The organism is Pseudomonas sp. K5002 (genome assembly GCF_013386655.1).
GTDB lineage: Bacteria > Pseudomonadota > Gammaproteobacteria > Pseudomonadales > Pseudomonadaceae > Aquipseudomonas.
In genome coordinates this window covers 429-21405 of record NZ_JACARK010000134.1, presented here as the reverse complement: position 1 = coordinate 21405, position 20977 = coordinate 429, and the positions used below count along the sequence as shown (strand labels likewise).

14 protein-coding genes and 1 pseudogene are annotated in these 20977 nt (G+C 60.3%); 6 read left to right on the top strand and 9 right to left on the bottom strand.

All coding sequences use genetic code 11. The features are described from left to right. Together HX846_RS39495 and HX846_RS08035 are read right to left on the bottom strand one after the other, a co-directional pair. Positions 1-157 (bottom strand): annotated as a pseudogene (locus tag HX846_RS39495) (MipA/OmpV family protein); the annotation flags it as partial. 6 nt (positions 158-163) lie between these two features. Next, positions 164-1987, bottom strand: coding sequence for a serine hydrolase (locus tag HX846_RS08035; protein WP_134326613.1), 1824 nt, complete (start codon positions 1985-1987; stop codon positions 164-166). A 197-nt stretch (positions 1988-2184) separates the two neighbouring features. On the opposite strand from HX846_RS08035, the gene HX846_RS08030 reads away from it, so the two are divergent. Next, the gene (locus tag HX846_RS08030) at positions 2185-2856 is read left to right on the top strand and encodes a DUF3313 domain-containing protein (protein ID WP_177009509.1); all 672 of its coding nucleotides are present in this window, start codon (positions 2185-2187) and stop codon (positions 2854-2856) included. A gap of 30 nt (positions 2857-2886) precedes the next feature. Here the strand turns inward: HX846_RS08030 and HX846_RS08025 are convergent, their stop codons facing one another. From HX846_RS08025 to HX846_RS08015, 3 genes are all read right to left on the bottom strand, one after another. After that, positions 2887-4287, bottom strand: a complete 1401-nt coding sequence (locus HX846_RS08025; RefSeq protein WP_003217572.1) for a DUF1254 domain-containing protein — start codon at positions 4285-4287, stop codon at positions 2887-2889. 233 nt (positions 4288-4520) lie between these two features. Continuing rightward, on the bottom strand, positions 4521-4880 hold the full coding sequence (locus HX846_RS08020; protein ID WP_003217574.1) for a response regulator: 360 nt from the start codon (positions 4878-4880) through the stop codon (positions 4521-4523). Positions 4881-5096: 216 nt separating this feature from the next. Next, positions 5097-8663, bottom strand: a complete 3567-nt coding sequence (locus HX846_RS08015; protein WP_256739793.1) for a hypothetical protein — start codon at positions 8661-8663, stop codon at positions 5097-5099. A gap of 280 nt (positions 8664-8943) precedes the next feature. Here HX846_RS08015 and HX846_RS08010 point away from each other — a divergent pair, with 280 nt between their 5' ends. From HX846_RS08010 to HX846_RS07990, 5 genes are all read left to right on the top strand, one after another. Continuing rightward, entirely contained in the window at positions 8944-12441 is a 3498-nt protein-coding gene (locus HX846_RS08010) for a response regulator (protein ID WP_178965222.1), read from the top strand. Next, positions 12442-13257, top strand: a complete 816-nt coding sequence (locus HX846_RS08005; RefSeq protein WP_003217583.1) for a protein-glutamate O-methyltransferase CheR — start codon at positions 12442-12444, stop codon at positions 13255-13257. After that, positions 13254-13853, top strand: coding sequence for a chemotaxis protein CheB (locus HX846_RS08000; RefSeq protein ID WP_008431027.1), 600 nt, complete (start codon positions 13254-13256; stop codon positions 13851-13853). The genes HX846_RS08005 and HX846_RS08000 overlap by 4 nt, the downstream gene beginning before the upstream one ends. Beyond that, on the top strand, positions 13847-15040 hold the full coding sequence (locus tag HX846_RS07995) for a hybrid sensor histidine kinase/response regulator (RefSeq protein ID WP_003217587.1): 1194 nt from the start codon (positions 13847-13849) through the stop codon (positions 15038-15040). The genes HX846_RS08000 and HX846_RS07995 overlap by 7 nt, the downstream gene beginning before the upstream one ends. Before the next feature lie 78 nt (positions 15041-15118). Further along, on the top strand, positions 15119-15496 hold the full coding sequence (locus HX846_RS07990; protein ID WP_003217591.1) for a response regulator: 378 nt from the start codon (positions 15119-15121) through the stop codon (positions 15494-15496). Between the two features lie 30 nt (positions 15497-15526). Here the strand turns inward: HX846_RS07990 and HX846_RS07985 are convergent, their stop codons facing one another. The 4 genes from HX846_RS07985 to HX846_RS07970 all read right to left on the bottom strand — a co-directional run bounded on the left by HX846_RS07985 (position 15527) and on the right by HX846_RS07970 (position 20832). Next, positions 15527-17197 (bottom strand): response regulator, encoded by a 1671-nt coding sequence (locus tag HX846_RS07985; RefSeq protein ID WP_177022834.1) that lies wholly within the window; start codon positions 17195-17197, stop codon positions 15527-15529. Then, the gene (locus HX846_RS07980) at positions 17194-18696 is read right to left on the bottom strand and encodes an ATPase domain-containing protein (protein WP_023658825.1); all 1503 of its coding nucleotides are present in this window, start codon (positions 18694-18696) and stop codon (positions 17194-17196) included. The genes HX846_RS07985 and HX846_RS07980 overlap by 4 nt, the downstream gene beginning before the upstream one ends. Positions 18697-18807: 111 nt before the next feature. Further along, a complete protein-coding gene (locus tag HX846_RS07975; RefSeq protein WP_178965221.1) occupies positions 18808-19866 on the bottom strand; it encodes a lipopolysaccharide assembly protein LapB in 1059 nt (352 codons plus the stop codon). A 75-nt stretch (positions 19867-19941) separates the two neighbouring features. Continuing rightward, complete coding sequence (locus HX846_RS07970) at positions 19942-20832, bottom strand: bestrophin family protein (RefSeq protein WP_087693011.1); 891 nt, start codon at positions 20830-20832, stop codon at positions 19942-19944. Between the last annotated feature and the right edge of the window lie 145 nt (positions 20833-20977).

The following is a 20977-nucleotide window of genomic DNA, read 5'->3' as shown; positions in this document are numbered from 1 at the left end:
TGACTCGCTCGTCGCTGCCGCTGTAGCGGGGCAGGTTGGCCACGCCGGCCTTGAGGGTGTATTCCCAGTCGTCGGCCAGCAGGGTGTCGGCGCTGGCCAGCAGGCACAGCGACGTCAGGGACAGGCACAGGTGTTTTGAACGCATGATGGTCTTCATGTGAGGTCAGAGACTCAAGGGGTTGTGGGGAGAATCGGTACGTTTGAAGTGGTAGCCGGAGGCGCTCAGGCCGTTGACCTGGCGACTCACGGTATCGCCCAGGCCATAGCCGTTGCCGGCCAGCACCGCATGGGCGTTGTCCACGGGCAGCAGGATGTAGTCGGTCAGCGGCTCGTCGTGCAGTTGGCCGCGGATCACCAGGAAGCCGTTCTCCAGGCGTACGCTGATGCCGCTCAGGGGCGCGTCGGGCTCATGGGTGTTGAGCACTTGATAGGTACCGATGGTGTCGGCCCAGGCATTGCTCAGCGGGGTCTGTTCGATGCGTTCGCCCACCGGGACGCGTTGGCCGTGGCTGCGGGCGGTGAGCATCTGGCGCCCTTGCACCGTTACCACATCCAGCTGCACACGGCCCAGTTCGCCGAGGTCCTTGAGCCAGAAGCCGAGGAATTTCTGTTGTGCCCGCAGCCAGCCCTGGCCGTCGCGCAGCAGTTCGAAACGGGTGTCGGCCAACTCGCCATACAGCTGGCCGTTTTCGTCCTTGATACGGAAGACACCCCAGGCCGTGGCGTAGAAACCCGCCAGGCGCCTGCGGTCGATCGCGGCGGGCACCTGGCGGATTTTCAGGCCGTGGGCGGGCGCCTGGCAGTTGTCGGCACACACCGGGTCGCCGGTCTGGGCCTGGAGCATCAGGCGCAGGGTGTCGGTGGTCAGGGACACCACCATCTCTTCGGCGTTGCTGTCGTTGGCCATCACGATCACGGCCAGTTGCTGGTCCGGCAGCATCGTCAGTTGCGCCGCGAAATCATCCCCGCCACCGCTGTGCTGGAAGGTGCGAATGCCGGGGCCCACCGGCTCATCGCCGCAAGGGGCGAGAAACCACCCCAGGCCCATCTGGCAGTCGAAGTCCAGGGCGTTGCCGGTGTTTTGCTGGCTGAACATCTCGTCAATCGACTGGCTGCCCAGTACCTGTCTGTCTTTATAGAGGCCCCGGGCGAAGAGCATGCGCACGTAGTGGCTGAGGTCCTTGGGGCTGCTCCACAAGCCACCGGCCGCAAGGTCGCGCACCTGGGCGTCGGCGCTGACGGTGCCGTCTGCATAACCCCGGGCGCGAAAGCCCGGTTGCGCGCCGGTGCCGACGAAGCTCGACTGGTTCATCTCCAGGGGCTTGAGCAGGCTGCTTTGCAGTCGGGTTTCGAAATCCTGCCGACTGCTGCGTTCGATGGCGGCACCGACCAGGGCGTAGCCGAGGTTGGAATAGGCCACCTGGGTCCCCGGTGGCGTGCTCAGCCAAACCCCTGAAATACGCATTGGCATCTGGCCCATGGCGAAGGTGTTGCGCACGTCCCGCAGGTGTTCGCTGGGCAGGCCGGACTGGTGGCTGAGCAGGCGGCGCAGGGTGATGTCGCGGTCGGCGGCAGCCTGGTCGGAATGAAAGCGCGAGCGTACGTAGAACTCCCGCAGGGTGTCCTGGATCGGGGCGTCGAGGGCCAGGCGCTGTTGCTCCACCAGTTGCAGGGCGGCGGTGGCGGTCAGCAGTTTGGAGAGGGCGCCGGCGCGGAATGCGGTGTTGGGGGTGACGGGTTTGCCCAGGGCCTTGTCGGCCAGGCCAAAGCCCTGGGCCCAGATCAGTTCCTGGCCGTTGACCAGGGCGATGGACAGGCCGGGTATGTTTTGCCTGGCCATTTCGCTGGGAATGCGTTTTTGCAGGTAGCGGATGATTGCGCTGTAGTCGCCCTTGGGAATGGGCGGAGGGGCCGGCGGCTGGCCGTGGCAGCCGAGGCTGCCCAGCAGGCAACCCAGCAGCGGAATACTGCGCAATGTGCGAAACATGATGAGCACCCGAGGGGTGGTTTGGATGCTCGAATGCTAGGGGCGGGCCGTCGATGAGTCTTTGTGAGCTTTGTCGGGAAACTGTCAAAGACTGTTAATACAGGCCGCCCCTAGCGGGTTTGCTCCATTGCCGCAGCTCCAGCATCAGCTATACCTAATGCTCAACGCTTCCTCAACGTCAGCCAAGGAGTCTCGCGATGAAACTGGGAATAATGATCAGCACCGTGTGTATTGCCACGATCGGGGTGATGGGGTGTTCCAGCAAGGTGACGCAGCCGGACGAATACTCCGGGTTTCTATCCGACTACAGCAACCTCAAGGAAGCCAAGTCGCCATCGGGCGCGCAGGTGATGCGTTGGGTGGACCCCAACCTGAGTCTGAGCCGTTATAACGCGGTGTACATCGAGCCCACTCAGTTCTACCCCAAGCCGCAAGCCAGCACCAAGATCCCTGAAAGCACCTTGCAGGGCATCAGCACCTACTACAGCCAGGCGCTCAAGCGCGAACTGGAAAAGTCCTTGCCGCTGGCCGACGGACCAGGCCCGGGCGTGATCGTGGTGCGCGCGGCGATCACTGCCGTCAGCAGCAAGACCGAAAGTCTCAAGCCCTATGAGTACATTCCTGTCGCCCTGGTGGTCGCCACGGTCAGCACGGGCGCCGGGATTCGTGACCAGGAAACCACCTTGGGCACCGAAGCCCAATTCCTCGACGGTGCCAGTGGCAAGGTGGTCGCCCAAGTCGTGCGCAAAGGCACCGGTAAACCGTTGGCAAACGACTCCCAGGTGATGAAAGCCGATGACGTGAAAAACGTCATCGACGGCTGGGCGTCGGACCTGCATCAATCGTTTTTGAAGCTTAAAAAGGGCTAAGCCTCAAACGGTGCGCGACTTGAGCGGGTGCTATTTGATCGGTGTGAGCGGTGGCTGCTTCCATTGCCCGTTACCCACTTCAGGCTTGGGCAGGTAAATGCGCAATAGGGCATAGAACGGGCCGGGTGGTGCTGGCAGCCAGTTGCTTTGTTCCGCTTTCGGTGGCTCGTGGTGCGCGACCAACAGCGTCAGGCCGCCATCGGCGTCGAGCTTGAAGTTGGGCAACATCCCCGACGTGAGCACGTAGCGCTTCTTCAGGTTGGGGGTCAGCAGATTGGTCTTGGCGTTGTACATGGTCAGTGACCAGAATGCGTCGGTCGGTGGCAACTGGTCCTTGGCGAAGTGCAGGGTGTAGCTGTGGCGTGCGCCGTTGGCGGGTTTGCCCTCGCTGTCCACGGAGTAGCGCAGGTAGGCCGTTTCATCGCCGGAGTTGCCAAACAGGTGCAGGTTGGCGCCAGCGTAGCGGTACAGGTAGTTGTTTTGAAGGTGGTCGCGATTGCCGAACAGGTCTGCACTGGATACTTGATGGGTATCGATCTTGTCTTTTTTGAAGGCTGCATACTCGGCTTTGCCGTCGGCGATGCCGTCATCCAGCGCTTTGCGTTGCTCAACCGTCAGGGCCTTGAGGTCGAACGGTTTACCCGCCTCGACGCCGATCCTGGCAAAACGCGCGAGCACGTCTTTCTCACTGTCCTGCGGTGCTGCGTAGGCCAGCATGAAGTTCAGATAGCGGAACAGATGCACGCTGTCGCTCATGTTCGGCGTAGGCTTGGGCCAGGCAATTTTCGGCGGCTTGATGGGTTTGGGCTGCTTCACGTAGCTGCTCAGGGTCTGGACCTTATAGCCGCCCTGGATCTGTCTGACTTTGCCCAAGTCCTTTTCATCGAACAATTGAGTGCGGTACAGGGCGTAGGCGATGTTGCTTTCGCTGTACACGACGCGGTCGATATCGGTTGGCTGCTGGCCTTTCCAGCCCGGGCCGGCAATCATGTAGTGGCCACCGTTGTTACCGGTGCTGCGGGTACCCAGATAGCCGAAGTTCTGCGTATAGAGGTCGACCAACTGCACGGCGTAGTAGCGGTTGTCTTCGATCCTGGGCAGGGTCAACACCACGGGCTCGGCCCGCAGATCGAGCCAGACAAAGGAGTTGGGCGTGTCCGGGTTGGGGGTGGGGATCGCTGTATCTTTAGGGGTTATCGCCTGCGCGGTGTTCCCGATGTGGTTGAACGGCGCCTTGAAGTTCGCCCCGGTCTTGTCGACAGCCTGGGTGTAGAGAGTCTTGTACATCTCCACCACCGGGAAGCCATAAAGATAGGCTTCCTTGGCGATGGCCCGGGCTTCACTCGGCGTGGCGGTGAAATCGGCCCAGGCGCCGGTACTCATGAAAATCGAGAGGCTCGCCAGCAGCAGGCGCGTCGGTGTTCGAATCATGTTGTTGCGTCCTTACTGAGTCAGTCGGATGTCGTCGAGTTTTCAGCTGTTATAAAAGCAGGCTCCGGTGGGCGCGTACAGTCGCAACTAGCTGAACCTTTGCGTGTCAGGCAGAGTTTGCACTCAGTTGCTCGGGAAGTCTTTTGGCACGTGAGGTTCAACGCAAAGATCTATCGATCAGTTGACATCAACGAGATCAAGTGCCGCCTGTGAAAGGCGGCATCGGGGGGCAGTCAAGGCAGTATGGACTTAACCTTGTCACGCAACTGATCAATCGAGAACGGCTTGCCGATCACCTGCATGTCGGCTGGCGAATCGATATTTTCGGCATAACCGCTGGCGAACAGGATGGGCAGGGCGGGGCGTATTTCACGGGCCTTGAGGGCCAGTTGCTTGCCGTCCATGTCCGGCAGGCCGACGTCGGTCATCATCAGGTCGATGGTCTGGTCGGTGTCTTGAACTATTTTCAAGGCTTCTTCGGCATCGGCCGCTTCAAGCACTTGGTACTCCAGCTCTTCGAGGACATCGACGATCAACATGCGCACGATGGCGTCGTCTTCGACTACAAGGATGGTGGAGGGGGCGGCTGACATAGTGGAGGTTCCCGAACAGTGGAAGGGGCAGGTCTTGGGCGATGGGAAGACCGTTTTCATCCTGAGTATTGTCGGTCCCGGCAAGTTCCCCAGATAAGCAAAACATTGTGCCGGTAACGGCTACAAATGTCGCGTATCACCGCCACTCACTTGCCAGGGGCTTGCTGGAACAACCAGCAAGCCCCTGGCATGGTCTCAAGCTGCCGGTTTTATCGGTTAAAGGGATCCGTACACCAACCCATGGACCCGGCTCTGGTTCTCGCTTGCCTTGAATGTGCTGACCGTATATTCCGGGTTTGTCGGCGTCCCAAACGCTCCCGGGATAAGCTGCGCCTTACTGTTGGCCAGCGATTCCTTCATTCCTTTCTTCATGGCGTCCTCGGTCGGAAAATTGACCAATCCGAAATTGGGGTCGAAATAGAACCATTTTCGCGTGCCGCCTTCCACGATCACTCCCGCTGTCATCGCGTGGACGGGCGTGGCGATGATGAGTGTCTTGGACGTCGTCGCGTTGGCCAGGTCATCGATGATGGCCTGATAGGACTTTTGCGTGACGACTTCGGCCGAGTGCGGTCGCTTTCTGAAGTGATCCTGGGCTTCGCTCATGTCCTTGATGAACCTCGCCGATTTTGGGTTGGTTTCCTTGGTTGCCGCTGCAATGAAAAGCTTGTCGATGTACTCGTCCTGTTTTCCAACGGACACGGCGTAGGCCATTGCGTTGGCTAACACGCCACATTCGCCTCCGGTCACCGTGTCCACCTGGCTCAAATAGAAATTCTGGGGCATGCCCCGAAGCTTGATGCCGGGGATGCGCTCAATTTCGGCTTTGTAGAACTCATAGTTTTTAAGGCCGACTTCTGATCGCTTTTTGCCTATTGACTGTGCCAGGGCGCCGATTTCTTCGGGGCTTCGATTCGGCTTAAGTGCCAGTTCCATGAGCTCTGCGATATCCATGGAGCCCGAGTAGCCCGGGATGTCATCCACTATCCCGTTGTTATAGCCACGCATATACGCATCGTGGCTCGTTGTTCTGGCGTGTTCCTGCGTAGCCTTGAATGAGTTGGATAATTGCTTGGAGGGTGTGTTTTGCGCCTTGGTGGCCGGCCCTCCGACAAAGTACTCCCAGAAGCTTTCAACGTTGTCCTGGATCGACACGGTCTGTGGCGTGAACCCCTTCAACGGTGGGCCATAGGGTTGTTTCTTGAGGGCGTCGTACGCGTACCATTCGCCCTTGTTCAATACAGCGGAGGCTTCGACGGTTTGATCCGCCAGCTTGATGGTGCCGATTGCCGCGACGCCATGCTCCTTGCCGGCGGCTTTCAACAGGTCATGGCTGCCGGCTGCCCCCTTGAGTTTGTTTAGCCCGTTAATGCTTTTTTCGACTACAAACTTGCCGCCCCGGTTAATCAGTCCTGCGCCTCCCAGAAGCAAATCGCCCAAGCCGCCCACCGGGTTCAAGGCGCCGATGGTGGCGACACCGATCTTTTTGGCAACATTCAGCGCCTTGGCGCCTGCACTGAGGGCTTTTGTGCCCGCCTGTGCCGCTTTGGACGAACCCAGGCTGACAAAGCCCAGCAGGTCCAACTGGAGGTCAATCGCCCCCTCCAGGTAATTACCCTTGGTAAAGTTGGCAATCGCTGACTTGAAGGGAATGAGGTCGAGGAAGAAATGGGTCACCTTCAGCTCGGTTTCCATTTGCTTGTCGTAGGTCGTGGCGCCTTTGGCTTGCTTGACGACATCCTCGTTGCCCAGGTCGAGGTTTTCGACAAATGCCTCCGCGATGTACTGGGTACGGGCGGTGGCAAAGCTGTTGGGAGGCAGTGGGTTCGTGTCTGTACTGGCTGAGCGCTCGGGCTCAGTGGCCTCTGAAGCGTCGAATTTTTTTATTCTGTTTTCCTCGATCGCCAGTTCCCAGGTACTCGCAGAGAAATCCTGGGGCGTTACTTTTTTGATGCTGCCGTTTTTTATGTCCAGCCTATAGGTAACAGGTTCCGTGCCACCCTCTACCTGTATCAGCAGCTCATTTTTAATCGGTTTGAAAAGCGAGGTGACCAGGTTTGGGCCCAATTGATAAACAGAGGGCTGGTAAAAAGTGAGGTTGCCCTGCTCGATGTTTTTTCGATCTTCCAGCGGCAGGCTGGCGATCAGGTGCTTTACGGTGGTGGCAACCCCGTCGTTCAGCGACTTGATCGACGCTTCAAACTGCTTTTGAAATGTCGCGTTTACGTCGAACTTGAGCGACTGGCCTTCCAGTGCCTGGGTGATGTCTGGATCCTTGGATTCCCAGGTGTAATCGCCCAAGCCACTCATGGCGATGTCCAGCAACGAATGCAGTCCCGCAGGTGCGCGGTTTGGGTCGTAGAGCGGCACGCCAAACTGTTGTTGGCGGGTGTCCTTCACCGTCAGGGCCTTTTTTTCAAACGGCACATCCTCGCCAAATCGCTCTTTGAGCTGGGCCAGTGCAATGGCCTTGCGGCTCGGGATATCGGTCTCCAGCAGGGTGGAGGCCTTCATGCGTTCATCCACCTGCTGAGTGAACTCGACGCGTATCGCTTCCAGCTGGTCGGGGCTGTAGGCATCGTTGGGTTGTTTGCTGATAACGCCGTTGGCCACGGCCCAATCAATCAGCGCTGCCCTCTGTGCGCTTTGGGTCACGGCGGGCTCGGCGAGTGCAGCGCTTTCGGCCTTGAGCATCACTTGGGCGAAAGTCATGTTCGGTACCGAGCCCGGCGACTGCGCTTCAATCGACGCCGCCGCAACCGCCAGGTTGACCCAGGCCGGGCTGCCATAGGTCACGCTGGCCGGGATGTCTTTGATCAGGAACTCCGGGGCTGTTCTTGCCAGCAATACGTAAGCACCCGCCTGGGCCATCTCGGGGCTCGTTCTGCCCTCGCTCGACAGGTGTGCGCTCAGCCCGTTGACGATGGCAGAGGCCGGCTTGCCCCAATGTTCTTCACTGGCCACGTCGAAACCGGCCAGTTTGTTCCGTTGAGGCGCCTGGACTGACTCGGGATCCATCTGTGCACTGATGGCGGCCAGCAGGTAGTCGTAATGGCTGTTCTTGGTCTCGATACCATTGAGCCCGCGCTGCAGGGCCTGGCCCATCAGTTGGCCTTCGGGCGAGCTTAAAAGAAACTCGAGGATCTTCGCCGGGTCGTTCAAGGCGGCCACAGGAATGGGATTCTGGTACGCGAGAAAGTCCAGGACGCTCTTTGTCTGCGTGACTTGCGGCTGATCGCCGAGGTGGTGGGCGTGGTTCATCGCAAGCAGGCGCAACTGAGTTTGCTGGTTCTGGTCCAGCGGTGCAGGCCAGGACAAGGCACCGCCCAGGTCACCGAAAGGGTGGGCGGCGATCCTGACGGTCGCTTCCAGTTTCAGCTTGAGCAACTCGGCCTTGGAGGTTGGCAGAGGCACCCCGTTGGCATTCAGGAATGCCTCCAGGCTTTGGTTGACCCTGGTCCCCATGTCCAGGGTGTTGTGATGGGACGAGTCCGGATGAATGGCCATTTGTGTGAGCTTCAGGACGGACTGTACATAGGGGGCGGTGTCGTAGTCTTGCAGGGCCGGGGCTGCGAGGTTGATGGCGTCCAGCAGGTTCTGCCAGTTCTGCCGGTCGGCCATGGGCTGTTTCAGCACATCGGAGCGGCTGGCGGCTGATGCTGGCGCTGCTGCAACGGCAGGGGGCGTGGCTGGCTGGGGGCTCAGGGACGATGCCCCGGAAGCAGGGGAGGAAGAGAATTGGGGCGCAGGCTGTTGCACGGAGAGGTGGCTGACATTTTGCATCGGTGGGTACCTGTTTTATTAGGAGATACGCGCCTTTTCCGGGGAGGTTCCCTGTTCCCCACGGCACCCCTTTGGGTGGGGCGGCCCACACACAACGTTCCAGGCTCACTTCGGTTCCCATGTAAGAAGGAAAGTCAATTGCCGAGTGTTAAAAACACATCCATTCGGCTATTTATCAATGGGTTATGTAATCCATGTCGCTACGGGTAGCAGAAAAATAGCGCTCAGGCGCAACTTTGGGGCAAACTCCTCGTTTTTCCGTATTGGCCAAGGCATGCCCATGACTCCCGCGTCGTCTGTCGATGAGAAAAGCTTCCGTAAATTGCTGGGCCGCAACGTGGCACTGCCGTTGGGCGTTGGCGTGCTCAGCGCGGTGTTTTTCGTCGTTCTGATCACCTACCTGTTGTCGGTGATCCAATGGGTCGAACACACCGACCGGGTAATCAACAATCTCAACGAAACCTCGAAACTGACCGTGGACCTGGAAACCGGCATGCGCGGCTTCCTGATTACCGGTGACGAGCATTTCCTCGACCCGTACGAAGTGGCCAAGCCGCGGATCATTTCCGACTTGCGCAACTTGCAGGCACTGGTGGCGGACAATCCGGAGCAGGTGGACCGGCTCAAGCGTCTGGAATCGTTGCAACAGGCGTGGAACACCTACGCCCAGTCGATGATTGACATGCAGCGGCAAAACGGCGATTACCGCACCGCCGTGAAAGCCGGGCGTGGCAAGAGCCTGACGGACGAGATTCGCAAGGAGTACGACCGGGCGGTGGCGATGGAGCAACAGTTCCGCATCACCCGCAATGAAGACGTTACCCGCACCACGATCATCAGCGTCACCTTGTACCTGGTGTTTGTGCTCGGCCTGAGTGGCTTCCTGGCGTATGTCGGCCGAAAGAATCTTCTAGAACTTTCAAAGAGTTACAGCGAAAACCTGATGTCGCAGCAGAGGATCGCCAAGCGCCTCGAGCAGCAAGCCTGGTTGCGCAACGGCCAGACCGAGCTGGCCGAGCAGGTCCTTGGCCAACTGACGCTGAACCTGCTGGGGCGCAACATTTTGCAGTTCTTTGCCCAGTACATGGGCTCGGCGGTGGCGGCGTTGTACGTGCGTGAAGAGCACGGCGGCCTCACACGCGTGGCGACCTATGGCTTCTCCCGCGAGCAGGAGCAGCAGGAACAGTCGATCTACAACGACGAAGGCATCGTCGGCCAATCGGCCCGGCAGGACCGCCTGATTCGCCTGGACGATGTGCCGGTGGATTACTTCAAGGTCAGTTCCGGCCTCGGCGAAGGTTCGACCCGCAGCGTGCTGGTGGTACCGACCAGCGATGATGGCCGGGTCAACGGGGTGATCGAACTGGGTTTCCTGCGTGCACTCGATGACCGTGATGTCGAACTGCTGGAGTTGATTGCCGACAACATCGGCACCTCCATCGAAGCCGCGCGTTATCGCCAGCGCCTGCAGGAAGTGCTGGCCGAAACCCAGCAGCTCAATGAAGAGCTGCAAGTGCAGCAGGAAGAGCTCAAGACCGCCAACGAAGAGCTGGAAGAACAGTCGCGCATCCTCAAGGAGTCCCAGGCCCACCTGGAAACCCAACAGGCGGAGCTGGAGCAGACCAACGAACAATTGGCCGAACAGACCCAGACCCTGGCCGAGCAGCGCGATGCCATGGACCAGAAGAACGTCCAGCTCAACCGCGTACAGATCGAGCTGGAAGAGCGTGCCGACGAGTTGCAGCGCTCCAGCAAGTACAAGTCCGAATTCCTCGCCAACATGTCCCACGAGCTGCGCACGCCGCTGAACAGCTCGTTGATCCTGGCCAAGTTGCTGGCGGAGAACCCCCAGGAAAACCTCAGCGCCGAACAGGTCAAGTTCGCCGAGTCGATCTACTCGGCCGGTAACGACTTGCTCAACCTGATCAATGACATCCTCGATATCTCCAAGGTCGAAGCCGGTAAGCTGGAAATGCGCCCGGAGAACACCAGCGTTGCGCGCCTGGTGGATGGGCTGCGCGGCATGTTCGAGCCGCTGGCGGACGACCGCAAGCTCGGGTTCCAGGTGGAGGTGCAGGAAGGCTCGCCACACATGCTGTTCACCGACCGCCAGCGCCTGGAGCAGATTCTGAAGAACCTGCTGTCCAACGCCATCAAGTTCACCGAGAAAGGTGAGGTCAGCCTGTCGGTATCCCGGGCACCGGGGGAGGGCATCGCCTTTACCGTACGCGACTCGGGGATTGGCATCGCTCCGGACCAGCAGGAAAGCATCTTCGAGGCGTTCCGCCAGGCCGATGGCACCACTAACCGTCGTTACGGCGGCACCGGCCTGGGCCTGTCGATTTCCCGGGACCTGGCGAACCTGCTGGGCGGCTATATCAGCGTCACCAGCGAACCTGGCCAGGGCAGTATCTTTACCCTGGTGGTGCCTGAGCACTATGTAGAGCGTGACGAAGACACCCCGGCGCTGGAACAGCCGCGCGCGGTAGTCCCTGTGCCTGCACCGGCGCCGATCAAGGTGTCGCCGATGCCGATCGCCCACGAAGCGCAGATCCCGCGCTTTATCGATGACCGCGACAAGGCTCCGTTCGCCACGCGTTGCATCCTGGTGGTGGAAGATGAGCCCAACTTTGCCCGCATCCTCTTCGACCTCGCCCATGAACTGGGTTACCACTGCCTGGTGGCCCATGGCGCAGACGAAGGCTACGCCCTGGCGGAACAGTACATTCCCGACGCGATCCTGCTGGACATGCGCCTGCCGGACCATTCCGGCCTGACCGTGCTGCAACGGCTCAAGGAACATGCCGGGACCCGCCATATCCCGGTGCACGTGATTTCCGTGGAGGACCGCGTCGAAGCCGCCATGCACATGGGCGCCGTGGGCTATGCAGTCAAGCCGACCACCCGCGAAGAGCTCAAGGATGTGTTCGCCCGCCTGGAAGCCAAGCTGACGCAGAAGGTCAAGCGTGTGCTGCTGGTGGAAGACGATGACCTTCAGCGAGACAGCATTGCCCGCCTGATCGGCGACGATGATATCGAGATCACCGCCGTAGGCTTCGCCCAGGAGGCCTTGGACCTGCTGCGCACCCACATCTACGACTGCATGATCATCGACCTCAAGCTGCCGGACATGCTCGGCAACGAGCTGCTCAAGCGCATGTCCATCGAGGACATCTGCTCGTTCCCGCCGGTGATCGTCTACACCGGGCGCAACCTGACCCGCGATGAAGAGGCCGAACTGCGCAAGTATTCGCGCTCGATCATCATCAAGGGCGCGCGTTCCCCCGAGCGCCTGCTGGACGAGGTGACACTCTTTCTGCACAAAGTCGAATCGCAGTTGTCCCATGAACGCCAGACAATGCTCAGGACTGCCCGCAGCCGCGACAAGGTGTTCGAGGGCCGCAAGATCCTGCTGGTGGATGACGATGTACGCAATATCTTCGCCCTGACCAGTGCCCTGGAGCACAAGGGCGCGATTGTCGTGATCGGCCGTAATGGCCGCGAGGCGATCGAGAAACTCAATGAAGTCGATGACATCGACCTGGTACTGATGGACGTGATGATGCCGGAGATGGACGGGTACGAGGCCACCGCCTTGATCCGCCAGGACCCGCGCTGGCGCAAGCTGCCGATCATCGCGGTGACGGCCAAGGCCATGAAGGACGATCAGGAGCGCTGCCTGGCGGCAGGCTCCAACGATTACCTGGCCAAGCCCATCGACCTGGACCGGTTGTTTTCATTGATTCGCGTGTGGCTACCCAAGATGGAACGGATTTAATTGGAACGAAGCACTGACATCGAACTGCGCTTGTTGATTGAGGCGATTTACCTCAAGTACAGCTACGACTTTCGCGACTACTCCGGCGCTTCGGTCAAACGCCGCGTGGCCCATGCGTTGCGTCAGTTCGACTGCGCCACCATCTCGGCCTTGCAGGAACGGGTGCTGCATGACCCGACGGCGTTCATGCAGTTGCTGCAGTTCCTGACGATTCCGGTCAGCGAAATGTTTCGCGACCCCTCGCACTTCCTGGCGATTCGCAAGGAAGTGGTGCCGCTGCTCAAGACCTACCCGTCGATCAAGATCTGGATCGCGGGCTGCAGTACCGGGGAGGAGGTGTATTCCATGGCCATCCTGTTGCGTGAGGAAGGCCTGCTGGAACGCACCATCATCTACGCCACCGACATCAATCCCCGGTCCCTGGAAAAAGCCAAGCAGGGGATCTTTTCCCTCGAGAACATCCGCGCCTATACCCACAACTACCAACAGGCCGGTGGCCAGCGTTCGTTTGCCGATTACTACACGGCGGCTTACGATCATGCGATCTTCGACAAGACCCTGCGGGAGAACGTGACGTTTGCCGATCACAGCCTGGCGACCGATAGCGTGTTTTCCGAAACTCAATTAATTTCCTGTCGCAACGTATTGATTTACTTCAATAAAAAGTTGCAGGATCGGGCTTTTGGACTGTTCCATGAGTCGCTGTGTCACCGCGGCTTCCTGGTGCTGGGCAGCAAGGAAACCCTGGACTTTTCCGCCTACAGCAAACAGTTCGAACCCCTGGTCAAGCAAGAACGGATCTACCGAAAATTATGAATGAAGCTACTGCCAGCCCGGTATCCGGGATCGAGGCCATTGTGATCGGCGCTTCCGCGGGCGGTGTCGAGGCATTGCTGAGCATTTTTGGCGAGCTGCCGGCGAGCTTCGGCCTGCCGATCATTACCGTGCTGCATTTGCCCGACGAGCGCCGCAGCCAGTTGGCGGAAGTGTTTGACCGACGCGTATCGATGAAGGTAGTGGAGGCCCGCGACAAGGAAGTGATCCAGCCCGGCACCCTGTATTTTGCCGGCCCCGGTTATCACCTGTCGGTGGAGCACGACCGCAGCCTGTCACTGAGCCAGGAGGACCGCGTGCACCATTCCCGCCCGGCAATCGACTACCTGTTTGATTCAGCCGCCGATGTCTACGGCAAGGGGTTGCTGGCGATTTTGCTGACGGGGGCCAACCAGGACGGCGCCCGGGGCCTGGCCCACGTCAAGCAGAGCGGCGGTACCACGGTGGTGCAGGACCCTTTGGAGGCCCGCGTCGCCGTGATGCCCCGGGCCGCCCTGGCGCTGCATGAACCTGACCATATCCTCACCTTGAGCCGCATCGGCACCTTGCTGGCTTCCCTGGAATCCTCCCCATGTTAAGTACTGTCCAGGCCAAACTGCTGATCGTCGACGATCTGCCGGAAAACCTGCTGGCCCTTGAAGCGCTGATCAAGCGCGAGGACCGCCAGGTCTATAAGGCATTGAGCGCCGACGAGGCCTTGTCGTTGCTGCTGGAGCACGAGTTCGCCATGGCCATTCTCGACGTGCAGATGCCGGGCATGAACGGCTTCGAGCTGGCCGAGCTGATGCGCGGCACCGAAAAGACCAAGAACATTCCCATCGTGTTTGTCAGCGCTGCCGGCCGTGAGCTCAACTATGCGTTCAAGGGCTACGAAAGCGGCGCCGTGGATTTCCTGCACAAGCCGCTGGATATCCACGCGGTCAAGAGCAAGGTCAACGTATTCGTTGACCTGTACCGCCAGAGCAAGGCGATGAAGCAGCAGGTTGAAGCCCTGGAGCAAAGCCGGCGCGAGCAGGAAGCCTTGCTCACGCGCTTGCAGGCCACCCAGGCCGAACTGGAGCAGGCCGTGCGCATGCGCGATGACTTCATGTCGATCGTCGCCCACGAAGTGCGCACGCCCCTCAACGGGCTGATCCTGGAAACCCAGCTGCGCAAGATGCACCTTGCCCGGGACAACGCCGCAGCGTTTACCCTGGACAAGATGCATGCCATGGTCGACCGCGATGAGCGACAGATCCAGAGCCTGATCCGCCTGATCGAAGACATGCTCGACGTGTCGCGCATTCGCACGGGCAAGCTGTCGATCCGCCCCGGTCGCTTTGACCTCACGCAACTGGTGCACAACCTGCTGGAAAATTTTGCGCCGCAGGTGGCGGCGGCGGAGTCTTCGGTGGCCTGGGTCCAGGAAGGGCCGGTGGTAGGCAACTGGGATGAATTCCGTATCGAGCAGGTGGTGTCCAACCTGTTGACCAACGCCTTGCGCTACGGGGCCAAGAGCCCGGTGGAAGTGCGGGTGTACGCCGAGCATGGCGAAGCGCGGGTAGAAGTACGTGACCACGGGATCGGCATCAGCGAAGACAACCAGAAGCGTATTTTCCAACAGTTCGAGCGCGTGTCGGCCAACCATGCCGTGGCGGGCCTGGGCCTGGGGTTGTTTATCTCCGAGCAGATTATCGCGGCCCACGGCGGGACCATTGAAGTGGAAAGCCGGATAGGCGAGGGCGCGCTGTTCCGCGTCTGCCTGCCCCTGGAGGCCGGGGCATGAAATCAATCGCAAATCCGACGCAACCTCTGCGTGACCCCATGGTCGTATCAGCAGCAATTGACCGGACAAAGGCTTCCCATGAGTGAAGATGCACAAGATGTTGTACTGATCGTCGAAGATGACGAATCGATTATGTTTGTGTTGGGCGAGTACCTGGCGGGCCTGGGGTATCGGGTGTTGAAGGCGATTGACGGTGAGCAGGCGTTTGAAATCCTGGCCACCAAGCCGCACCTGGACCTGATGGTGACCGACTACCGCCTGCCTGGCGGAATTTCCGGGGTGCAGATCGCCGAGCCTGCGATCAAGCTGCGACCGGAATTGAAAGTGATCTTCATCAGCGGTTACCCGCAGGAGATTCTCGACTGCAACAGCCCGATCACGCGCAATGCGCCGATCCTGGCCAAACCGTTTGACCTGGATACGTTGCAGGAACATATCCAGCGGCTGTTGGCTTAACGTCTTGAGAAGAGGGAGCACACTCCCTCTTCAAGCCTTGATCATCTCCCTCACCTTTGCCGTCAACAGATCAAAGGTGAACGGCTTGGTGATCATCTGCATGCCCGGGTCCAGAAAACCGCCCCGTACAGCCGCATGCTCTGCATAGCCGGTAATAAACAACACCTTCAACTCGGGCCGCACCTGCCGGCCGATCTCCGCCAGTTGCCGGCCGTTCATGCCGGGCAGGCCAACGTCGCTGATCAGCAGGTCAATGCGCTGGCTGGACTCGATGATCGGCATGGCACTGTCGGCATCACCGGCTTCGACGAAGGCATAGCCCAGTTCACTCAGCACGGCGCTGACCAGCACCCGCACGGCCGGGTCGTCCTCGACGATCAGCACGGTCTCGCCGGCATTGGCGAACGGCAGCAATGCCGGGTTGAGCGGTTCATCTGCAATGACCTCGCCGACATACCTCGGCAGGAACAGGCTGACGGTGGTGCCTTGGCCCACCACACTGTGGATCGACACATGCCCGTGGGATTGGCGCGCAAACCCGTAGATCATCGACAACCCCAGCCCGGTGCCCTGGCCGATGGGTTTGGTGGTGAAGAACGGGTCAAATGCACGGCTGATCACGCTCTCGGGCATGCCGCAGCCGGTGTCGCTGACGCTCAGTTCCACATAGTCGCCAGGGGTGAGGGTGCCGTAGGCTGCGGTAAACACACTGTCCAAGTGGCGGTTGGTGGTTTCCACCACCAGTTTGCCGCCGTTGGGCATCGCATCCCGGGCATTGATGGCGAGGTTGAGCAGGGCGCTTTCCAGCTGGTTGGGGTCGGCTTCGGCGGTCCAGAGTTGCTCGGTCAGGCGGATATCCAGGGCAATGCTTTCATTCAGGCTGCGTTGCAGCAGCTCACCCATCGAACTCACCAATTGATTGATCTGTACCGGTTTTGAATCCAGCGACTGGCGACGGGAAAACGCCAGCAAGCGGTGGGTCAGGGCGGCCGCGCGGTTGGCTGAAGTGACACCCAGGTCGATCAGGCTGTCGAGGTCTTCGGTGCGGCCCCGAGCCACGCGCCTGCGCAGCAGTTCCAGGCTGCCGATGATGCCGGTCAGCATGTTGTTGAAGTCATGGGCGATGCCGCCGGTCAATTGGCCGACGGCTTCCATTTTCTGTGACTGGCGCAACGCTTCTTCGTTATTGCGCAACTGCGCCGTGCGTTCTTCCACCTGTTGCTCAAGGGTTTCCAGGGTGCTTTGCAGGCGCTGTTCGCTCTGGCTCAGGTCGATCAGCCGGTCGCGGGCCTCGTATTGCCGACGACGTCCGCGCAGCGCCGTGGTCACGAGGCTGATCAGGGTGATCGGGTGGAACGGGCGCTCCAGGAACGTCACGTTGCCCAGCAAGGTGCTCAGGTGCGACGAGCCATTCTGTTCGCTGCCGCCGTGGTGCGTCATCAGCACAATCGGCAGGTCTGACCACGCCGGTTGCTGATGCAGGTACGTGAGCAGCGGTTCCAGGTCGATACCGCGCAGGGCTTCGGCAGCAATGACCAGCAAGCCGGCACCGTGCTCCAGCTCCTCGCAGAGCATCTGCAAATGGCTGGCGATGATGCCGTTGAAACCAGCCTCATTGAGCATCATCAACGCCAGGGAGCTGTCGCGACCCAGGGGCGCCAGAATAATCGCCCGTTCGAAAATGGCCGGCAGGCCACTCATGAACTTTCATCCTTGAGCAGCGGGTTGTCGGTGCCCATGTAGGTCGGTACGCCGCGCAATACACCCTGGAACGCATCAAGCGGTTCGCCGATGGTCATGCCACGACTGCCGATGCGGTATTCGCGAATGGTCGATTCGTGGCTGCCGGTGCGTTTCTTGATGATCGAAATAGCGCGCCGCACCTTGCCCAGCGCTTCGAAGTAACGCAGCAGGATCACGGTGTCGGCCAGATAGGTAATGTCCACCGGCGCCTGCATGTCCCCCACCAGCCCGTGCTGGGCGACGGTCATGAAGGTCGCAGCGCCACGGCGGTTGAGGTACAGCAGCAGTTCGTGCATGTGCAGGATCAACGCGTTCTCTTCCGGCATCGCGGCCTGATAGCCATTGACGCTGTCGATCACCACGGTCTTGATCCCGCGTTCGTCCACACAGCGGCGCACCCGATGGGAGAACTCGCCGGGGGACAACTCGGCGGCGTCCACCTGTTCGATCAGCAGGTTGCCGGTGCCTTGCAGGGCCTCCAGGTCGATGCCCATGTTCTTCATGCGCTCGAACAGCAGGCCCAGCTCTTCGTCAAAAATGAACAGCGCGGCTTTTTCGCCCCGGGAGACGGCTGCCGCGGCAAAGATCATCGAGATCAGCGATTTGCCGGTACCGGCCGGGCCCAGGATCAAGGTGCTGGAACCGGTCTCGATCCCGCCGCCCAACAGAGCATCCATCTCGCGGATGCCGCTGGTGAGGGTCTGGCGGTTGTAGCCGCCACGGTGCTCGGCTGCCACCAGGCGCGGGAACACATGTACGCCGTCTTCCATGATGGTGAAGTCGTGAAAACCGCCGCGGTATTTCTGCCCACGGTATTTCACGATCCGCACGCGGCGGCGCTCGGCACCGTAGTTGGGGGTCAGTTCTTCCAGGCGAATCACACCGTGGGCCACGCTGTGTACGGTCTTGTCGAGGGACTCGGTGGTCAGGTCGTCCAGCAGCAGCACGGTGGCGTCGTAGCGCACGAAGTAGTGCTTGATCGCCAGGATCTGCCGGCGATAGCGCAGGGAGCTTTGCGCCAGCAGGCGGATTTCCGAAAGGCTGTCGATCACGACGCGGGTAGGTTTGACCCGTTCCACCACTTCGAAGATCTGCCGGGTGGCTTCGCCCAGCTCAAGGTCCGAGGAATACAGGAGGCTTTGCTGGTGCTCGGCATTGAGCAGGCTTTCGGGGGGAGTCAGTTCAAAGATGTGAATGTGTTCGTCCAGGTCCCAACCATGGGACTTGGCACCCTGGCGCAACTCGCGCTCGGTTTCCGACAGGGTGATGTACAGCGAACGTTCGCCGTTTTTTGCGCCGGCCTGGAGGAAATGCAGGGCCACGGTGGTTTTACCGGTGCCGGGTTCACCTTCCAGCAGGAACAAATGGCTACGGGAAAGCCCTCCGGCAAGAATGTCGTCCAGACCTTCAATACCGGTGGCCGCCTTTGCTGTGAACAGCTCTTTGGATGTAGACAAGAAGTGCCCTCGGGTCACAAATAAGTAGTCGGCAGCGCCGTCTGGGGCGCGCCATATTTACTTGACCTTGCCGCCGTGTGGCGGTTCAACGTTTTGTATCAAATACCGCTTTTACAGGCCCTGTTGCAGCGCCGGGTCGTCCGGATTCTGCTGTTCAAGCTGTGCCAGCAGCACCTGCACATTCTGCAACTGGCCGGTTTCCTTCCAGTAATTGACCAGCAGCACCCTGGCTTTGCGATTGGCCGGGTTGCGCTGGATGATTTCTTCCAGCTGGCGCTGGGCGGCCTCCAGTTCCTGCTGGGCGTGCAGGGTGGTGGCCAGGTCGTAGCGGTAATCCTGGTTGTTCGGTTCGAGCTCCACCGCTCGGGACAGGCTGAGCAGGGCAAAGGCGCGCTCGCCATGGTGCAGCAGCCACATGCCCAGGGCATGTTGCAGGTAGGCCGAATCGGGGTGGGCCTGCAACTGTTTGGCCAGGAGTTGGCGGGACTCGTCGACCTTGCCCTGCTTGTCCAGCAGTTCAATTTGCGCGACCACGGCTTGCAGGTTGTCCGGTTGCAGGCGCATCGCCTGCTCCAGGGCGTTTTGTGCGTCGGGCAGCAGCGCGCTGTGAATGTACAGGCGTGCCAGCTGGATCCAGCCTTCGGGGCTTTCGGATTGGCCCTTGAGCAGCTTTACGTATTCGTCGAGCACTTGCTGCAACGGGCCGAAGTACAGGCCCAGGGTATCCGGGGACAGCCCGAGCAAGGCATTGGCCGCGGCAAACCTGACGCTTTGCTCGGGGTCATCCAGCAGTGGCCCGAGCAACAGCGTGCGCTGACCGCTGGGCACCAGGCCGACAATGCTGTGAATCGCCGCCTCGCGCACCATTGGCGCGTCGTTGGCCAGATCCTTGTCCGCCAGCTTGAGGGCCTGGGGGCTGGGGTAGTTGGGCAGTTCGGCATGCAGGGCGGCGCGGCGCACATCGGAGAGGTCCGGGCGGCCCAACTGTTGATACAGCACCCGGGCAGCGCCGGGTTCACCGTTGTGCGCCTGTTTCAAGGCCTTGGCGTAACCATGGGCGATGGCCGGGGGCACCACCACCGGCGTGGTGCGGGTGAAATACCAGGTGATCAGCACAATAAACAACAGGGCGCACAGGCCGACGATAGAGTAACGGCGTGACTTTGACATGCAGGCGTCCGAAAGCTGGGCAGCTAGTGCAAAGCCATCAGCTTCGGTCAGGTTATCGCGAGTGTCAAACCCGCATCACGTCAGCACGAACTCAATCGGCTCAAGGGCCGGCGGCAGCGTGGTTTCGCCGAGGGCGGCGAGAATCTCGCGCTCCAGGGTGCGCACGATGGCGTTGCAGGGTAGGTCGTTTTCGTCGAAGCCGAACGGGTCTTCGAGGTCGTCGCCGATTTCGTCCAGGCCGAAGAAGGTGTAGCTGACGATGGCGGTGAACACCGGGGTCAGCCAGCCCAGCGGCTCGGCCATGGCGAAGGGCAGCAGGATACAGAACAGGTAGATGGTGCGGTGCAGCAGCAAGGTGTAGGGGAAGGGCAGCGGGGTGTGTTTGATCCGCTCACAGGAGGCCTGGACCTGGCTCAGGCCGTACAGCCGGGTTTCCAGTTGGGTGTAGCGCCAGTCGCTGATGTGGCCCTGTTCGGCGAGGTTCGAGCAGCGGGCGCCGAGGTCTTGCAGGATGCTGTCGGGCAGGTTCGGGTGGCCGGGTTCTGGGTTGGCCCACGGTTTGATCGCCTGGCTTTCGTCTTCCAGGCGCAGGCGGGCGATCAGGCCATGGGCGAAACCGCACAGGCTGCGCAGGACGTGTTTGCGTTCGGCAGGGTTGAGGACCTGGGTTTCGCGGATCAGTGAGCGGATCTCGATGATCATCTGGCCCAGTTGTTTGCGGCCTTCCCACCAGCGGTCGTAGCAGGCGTTGTTGCGAAAGCTCATGAAGATGGACAGTGACAGCCCCAGCAGTGTGAAGGGTGTGGCGTTGACCTTGGAAAAGTAGGCCGGGTGCAGGGTTTCTACCAGCACGATGACTGAGGCCAGGAGGGTGACCAGCAGGCTGCGCAGCGCAATGCGTTTGGCGATCGAGCCCTTGAGGGAGAACAGGATGCCGAGCAGGTTGGGTTTGGGACGGACGATCATGGGCGGGCTTCTTGGGTGGCGCAGGCTGTCAGGTTAGAAGCATGTTTGCGTTGCGTCCAATTGCTTGGGCTGACCGGGTGATTGGTGGGGTCTATCGGGATTAAGTACATATCCGTTTTTTCGGTGACCAGAGCGAAAGCAGATC

What these genes read in the sequence shown, in the direction of transcription:
- HX846_RS07975 (WP_178965221.1), bottom strand. Translation starts at nt 19,866, where the DNA reads ATGTCAAAGTCACGCCGTTACTCTATCGTCGGCCTGTGCGCCCTGTTG.
- HX846_RS07985 (WP_177022834.1), bottom strand. Translation starts at nt 17,197, where the DNA reads ATGAGTGGCCTGCCGGCCATTTTCGAACGGGCGATTATTCTGGCGCCC.
- HX846_RS08035 (WP_134326613.1), bottom strand. Translation starts at nt 1,987, where the DNA reads ATGTTTCGCACATTGCGCAGTATTCCGCTGCTGGGTTGCCTGCTGGGC.
- HX846_RS08000 (WP_008431027.1), top strand. Translation starts at nt 13,254, where the DNA reads ATGAATGAAGCTACTGCCAGCCCGGTATCCGGGATCGAGGCCATTGTG.
- HX846_RS08010 (WP_178965222.1), top strand. Translation starts at nt 8,944, where the DNA reads ATGACTCCCGCGTCGTCTGTCGATGAGAAAAGCTTCCGTAAATTGCTG.
- HX846_RS08015 (WP_256739793.1), bottom strand. Translation starts at nt 8,663, where the DNA reads ATGCAAAATGTCAGCCACCTCTCCGTGCAACAGCCTGCGCCCCAATTC.
- HX846_RS08030 (WP_177009509.1), top strand. Translation starts at nt 2,185, where the DNA reads ATGAAACTGGGAATAATGATCAGCACCGTGTGTATTGCCACGATCGGG.
- HX846_RS07995 (WP_003217587.1), top strand. Translation starts at nt 13,847, where the DNA reads ATGTTAAGTACTGTCCAGGCCAAACTGCTGATCGTCGACGATCTGCCG.
- HX846_RS08025 (WP_003217572.1), bottom strand. Translation starts at nt 4,287, where the DNA reads ATGATTCGAACACCGACGCGCCTGCTGCTGGCGAGCCTCTCGATTTTC.
- HX846_RS08020 (WP_003217574.1), bottom strand. Translation starts at nt 4,880, where the DNA reads ATGTCAGCCGCCCCCTCCACCATCCTTGTAGTCGAAGACGACGCCATC.
- HX846_RS07990 (WP_003217591.1), top strand. Translation starts at nt 15,119, where the DNA reads ATGAGTGAAGATGCACAAGATGTTGTACTGATCGTCGAAGATGACGAA.
- HX846_RS07970 (WP_087693011.1), bottom strand. Translation starts at nt 20,832, where the DNA reads ATGATCGTCCGTCCCAAACCCAACCTGCTCGGCATCCTGTTCTCCCTC.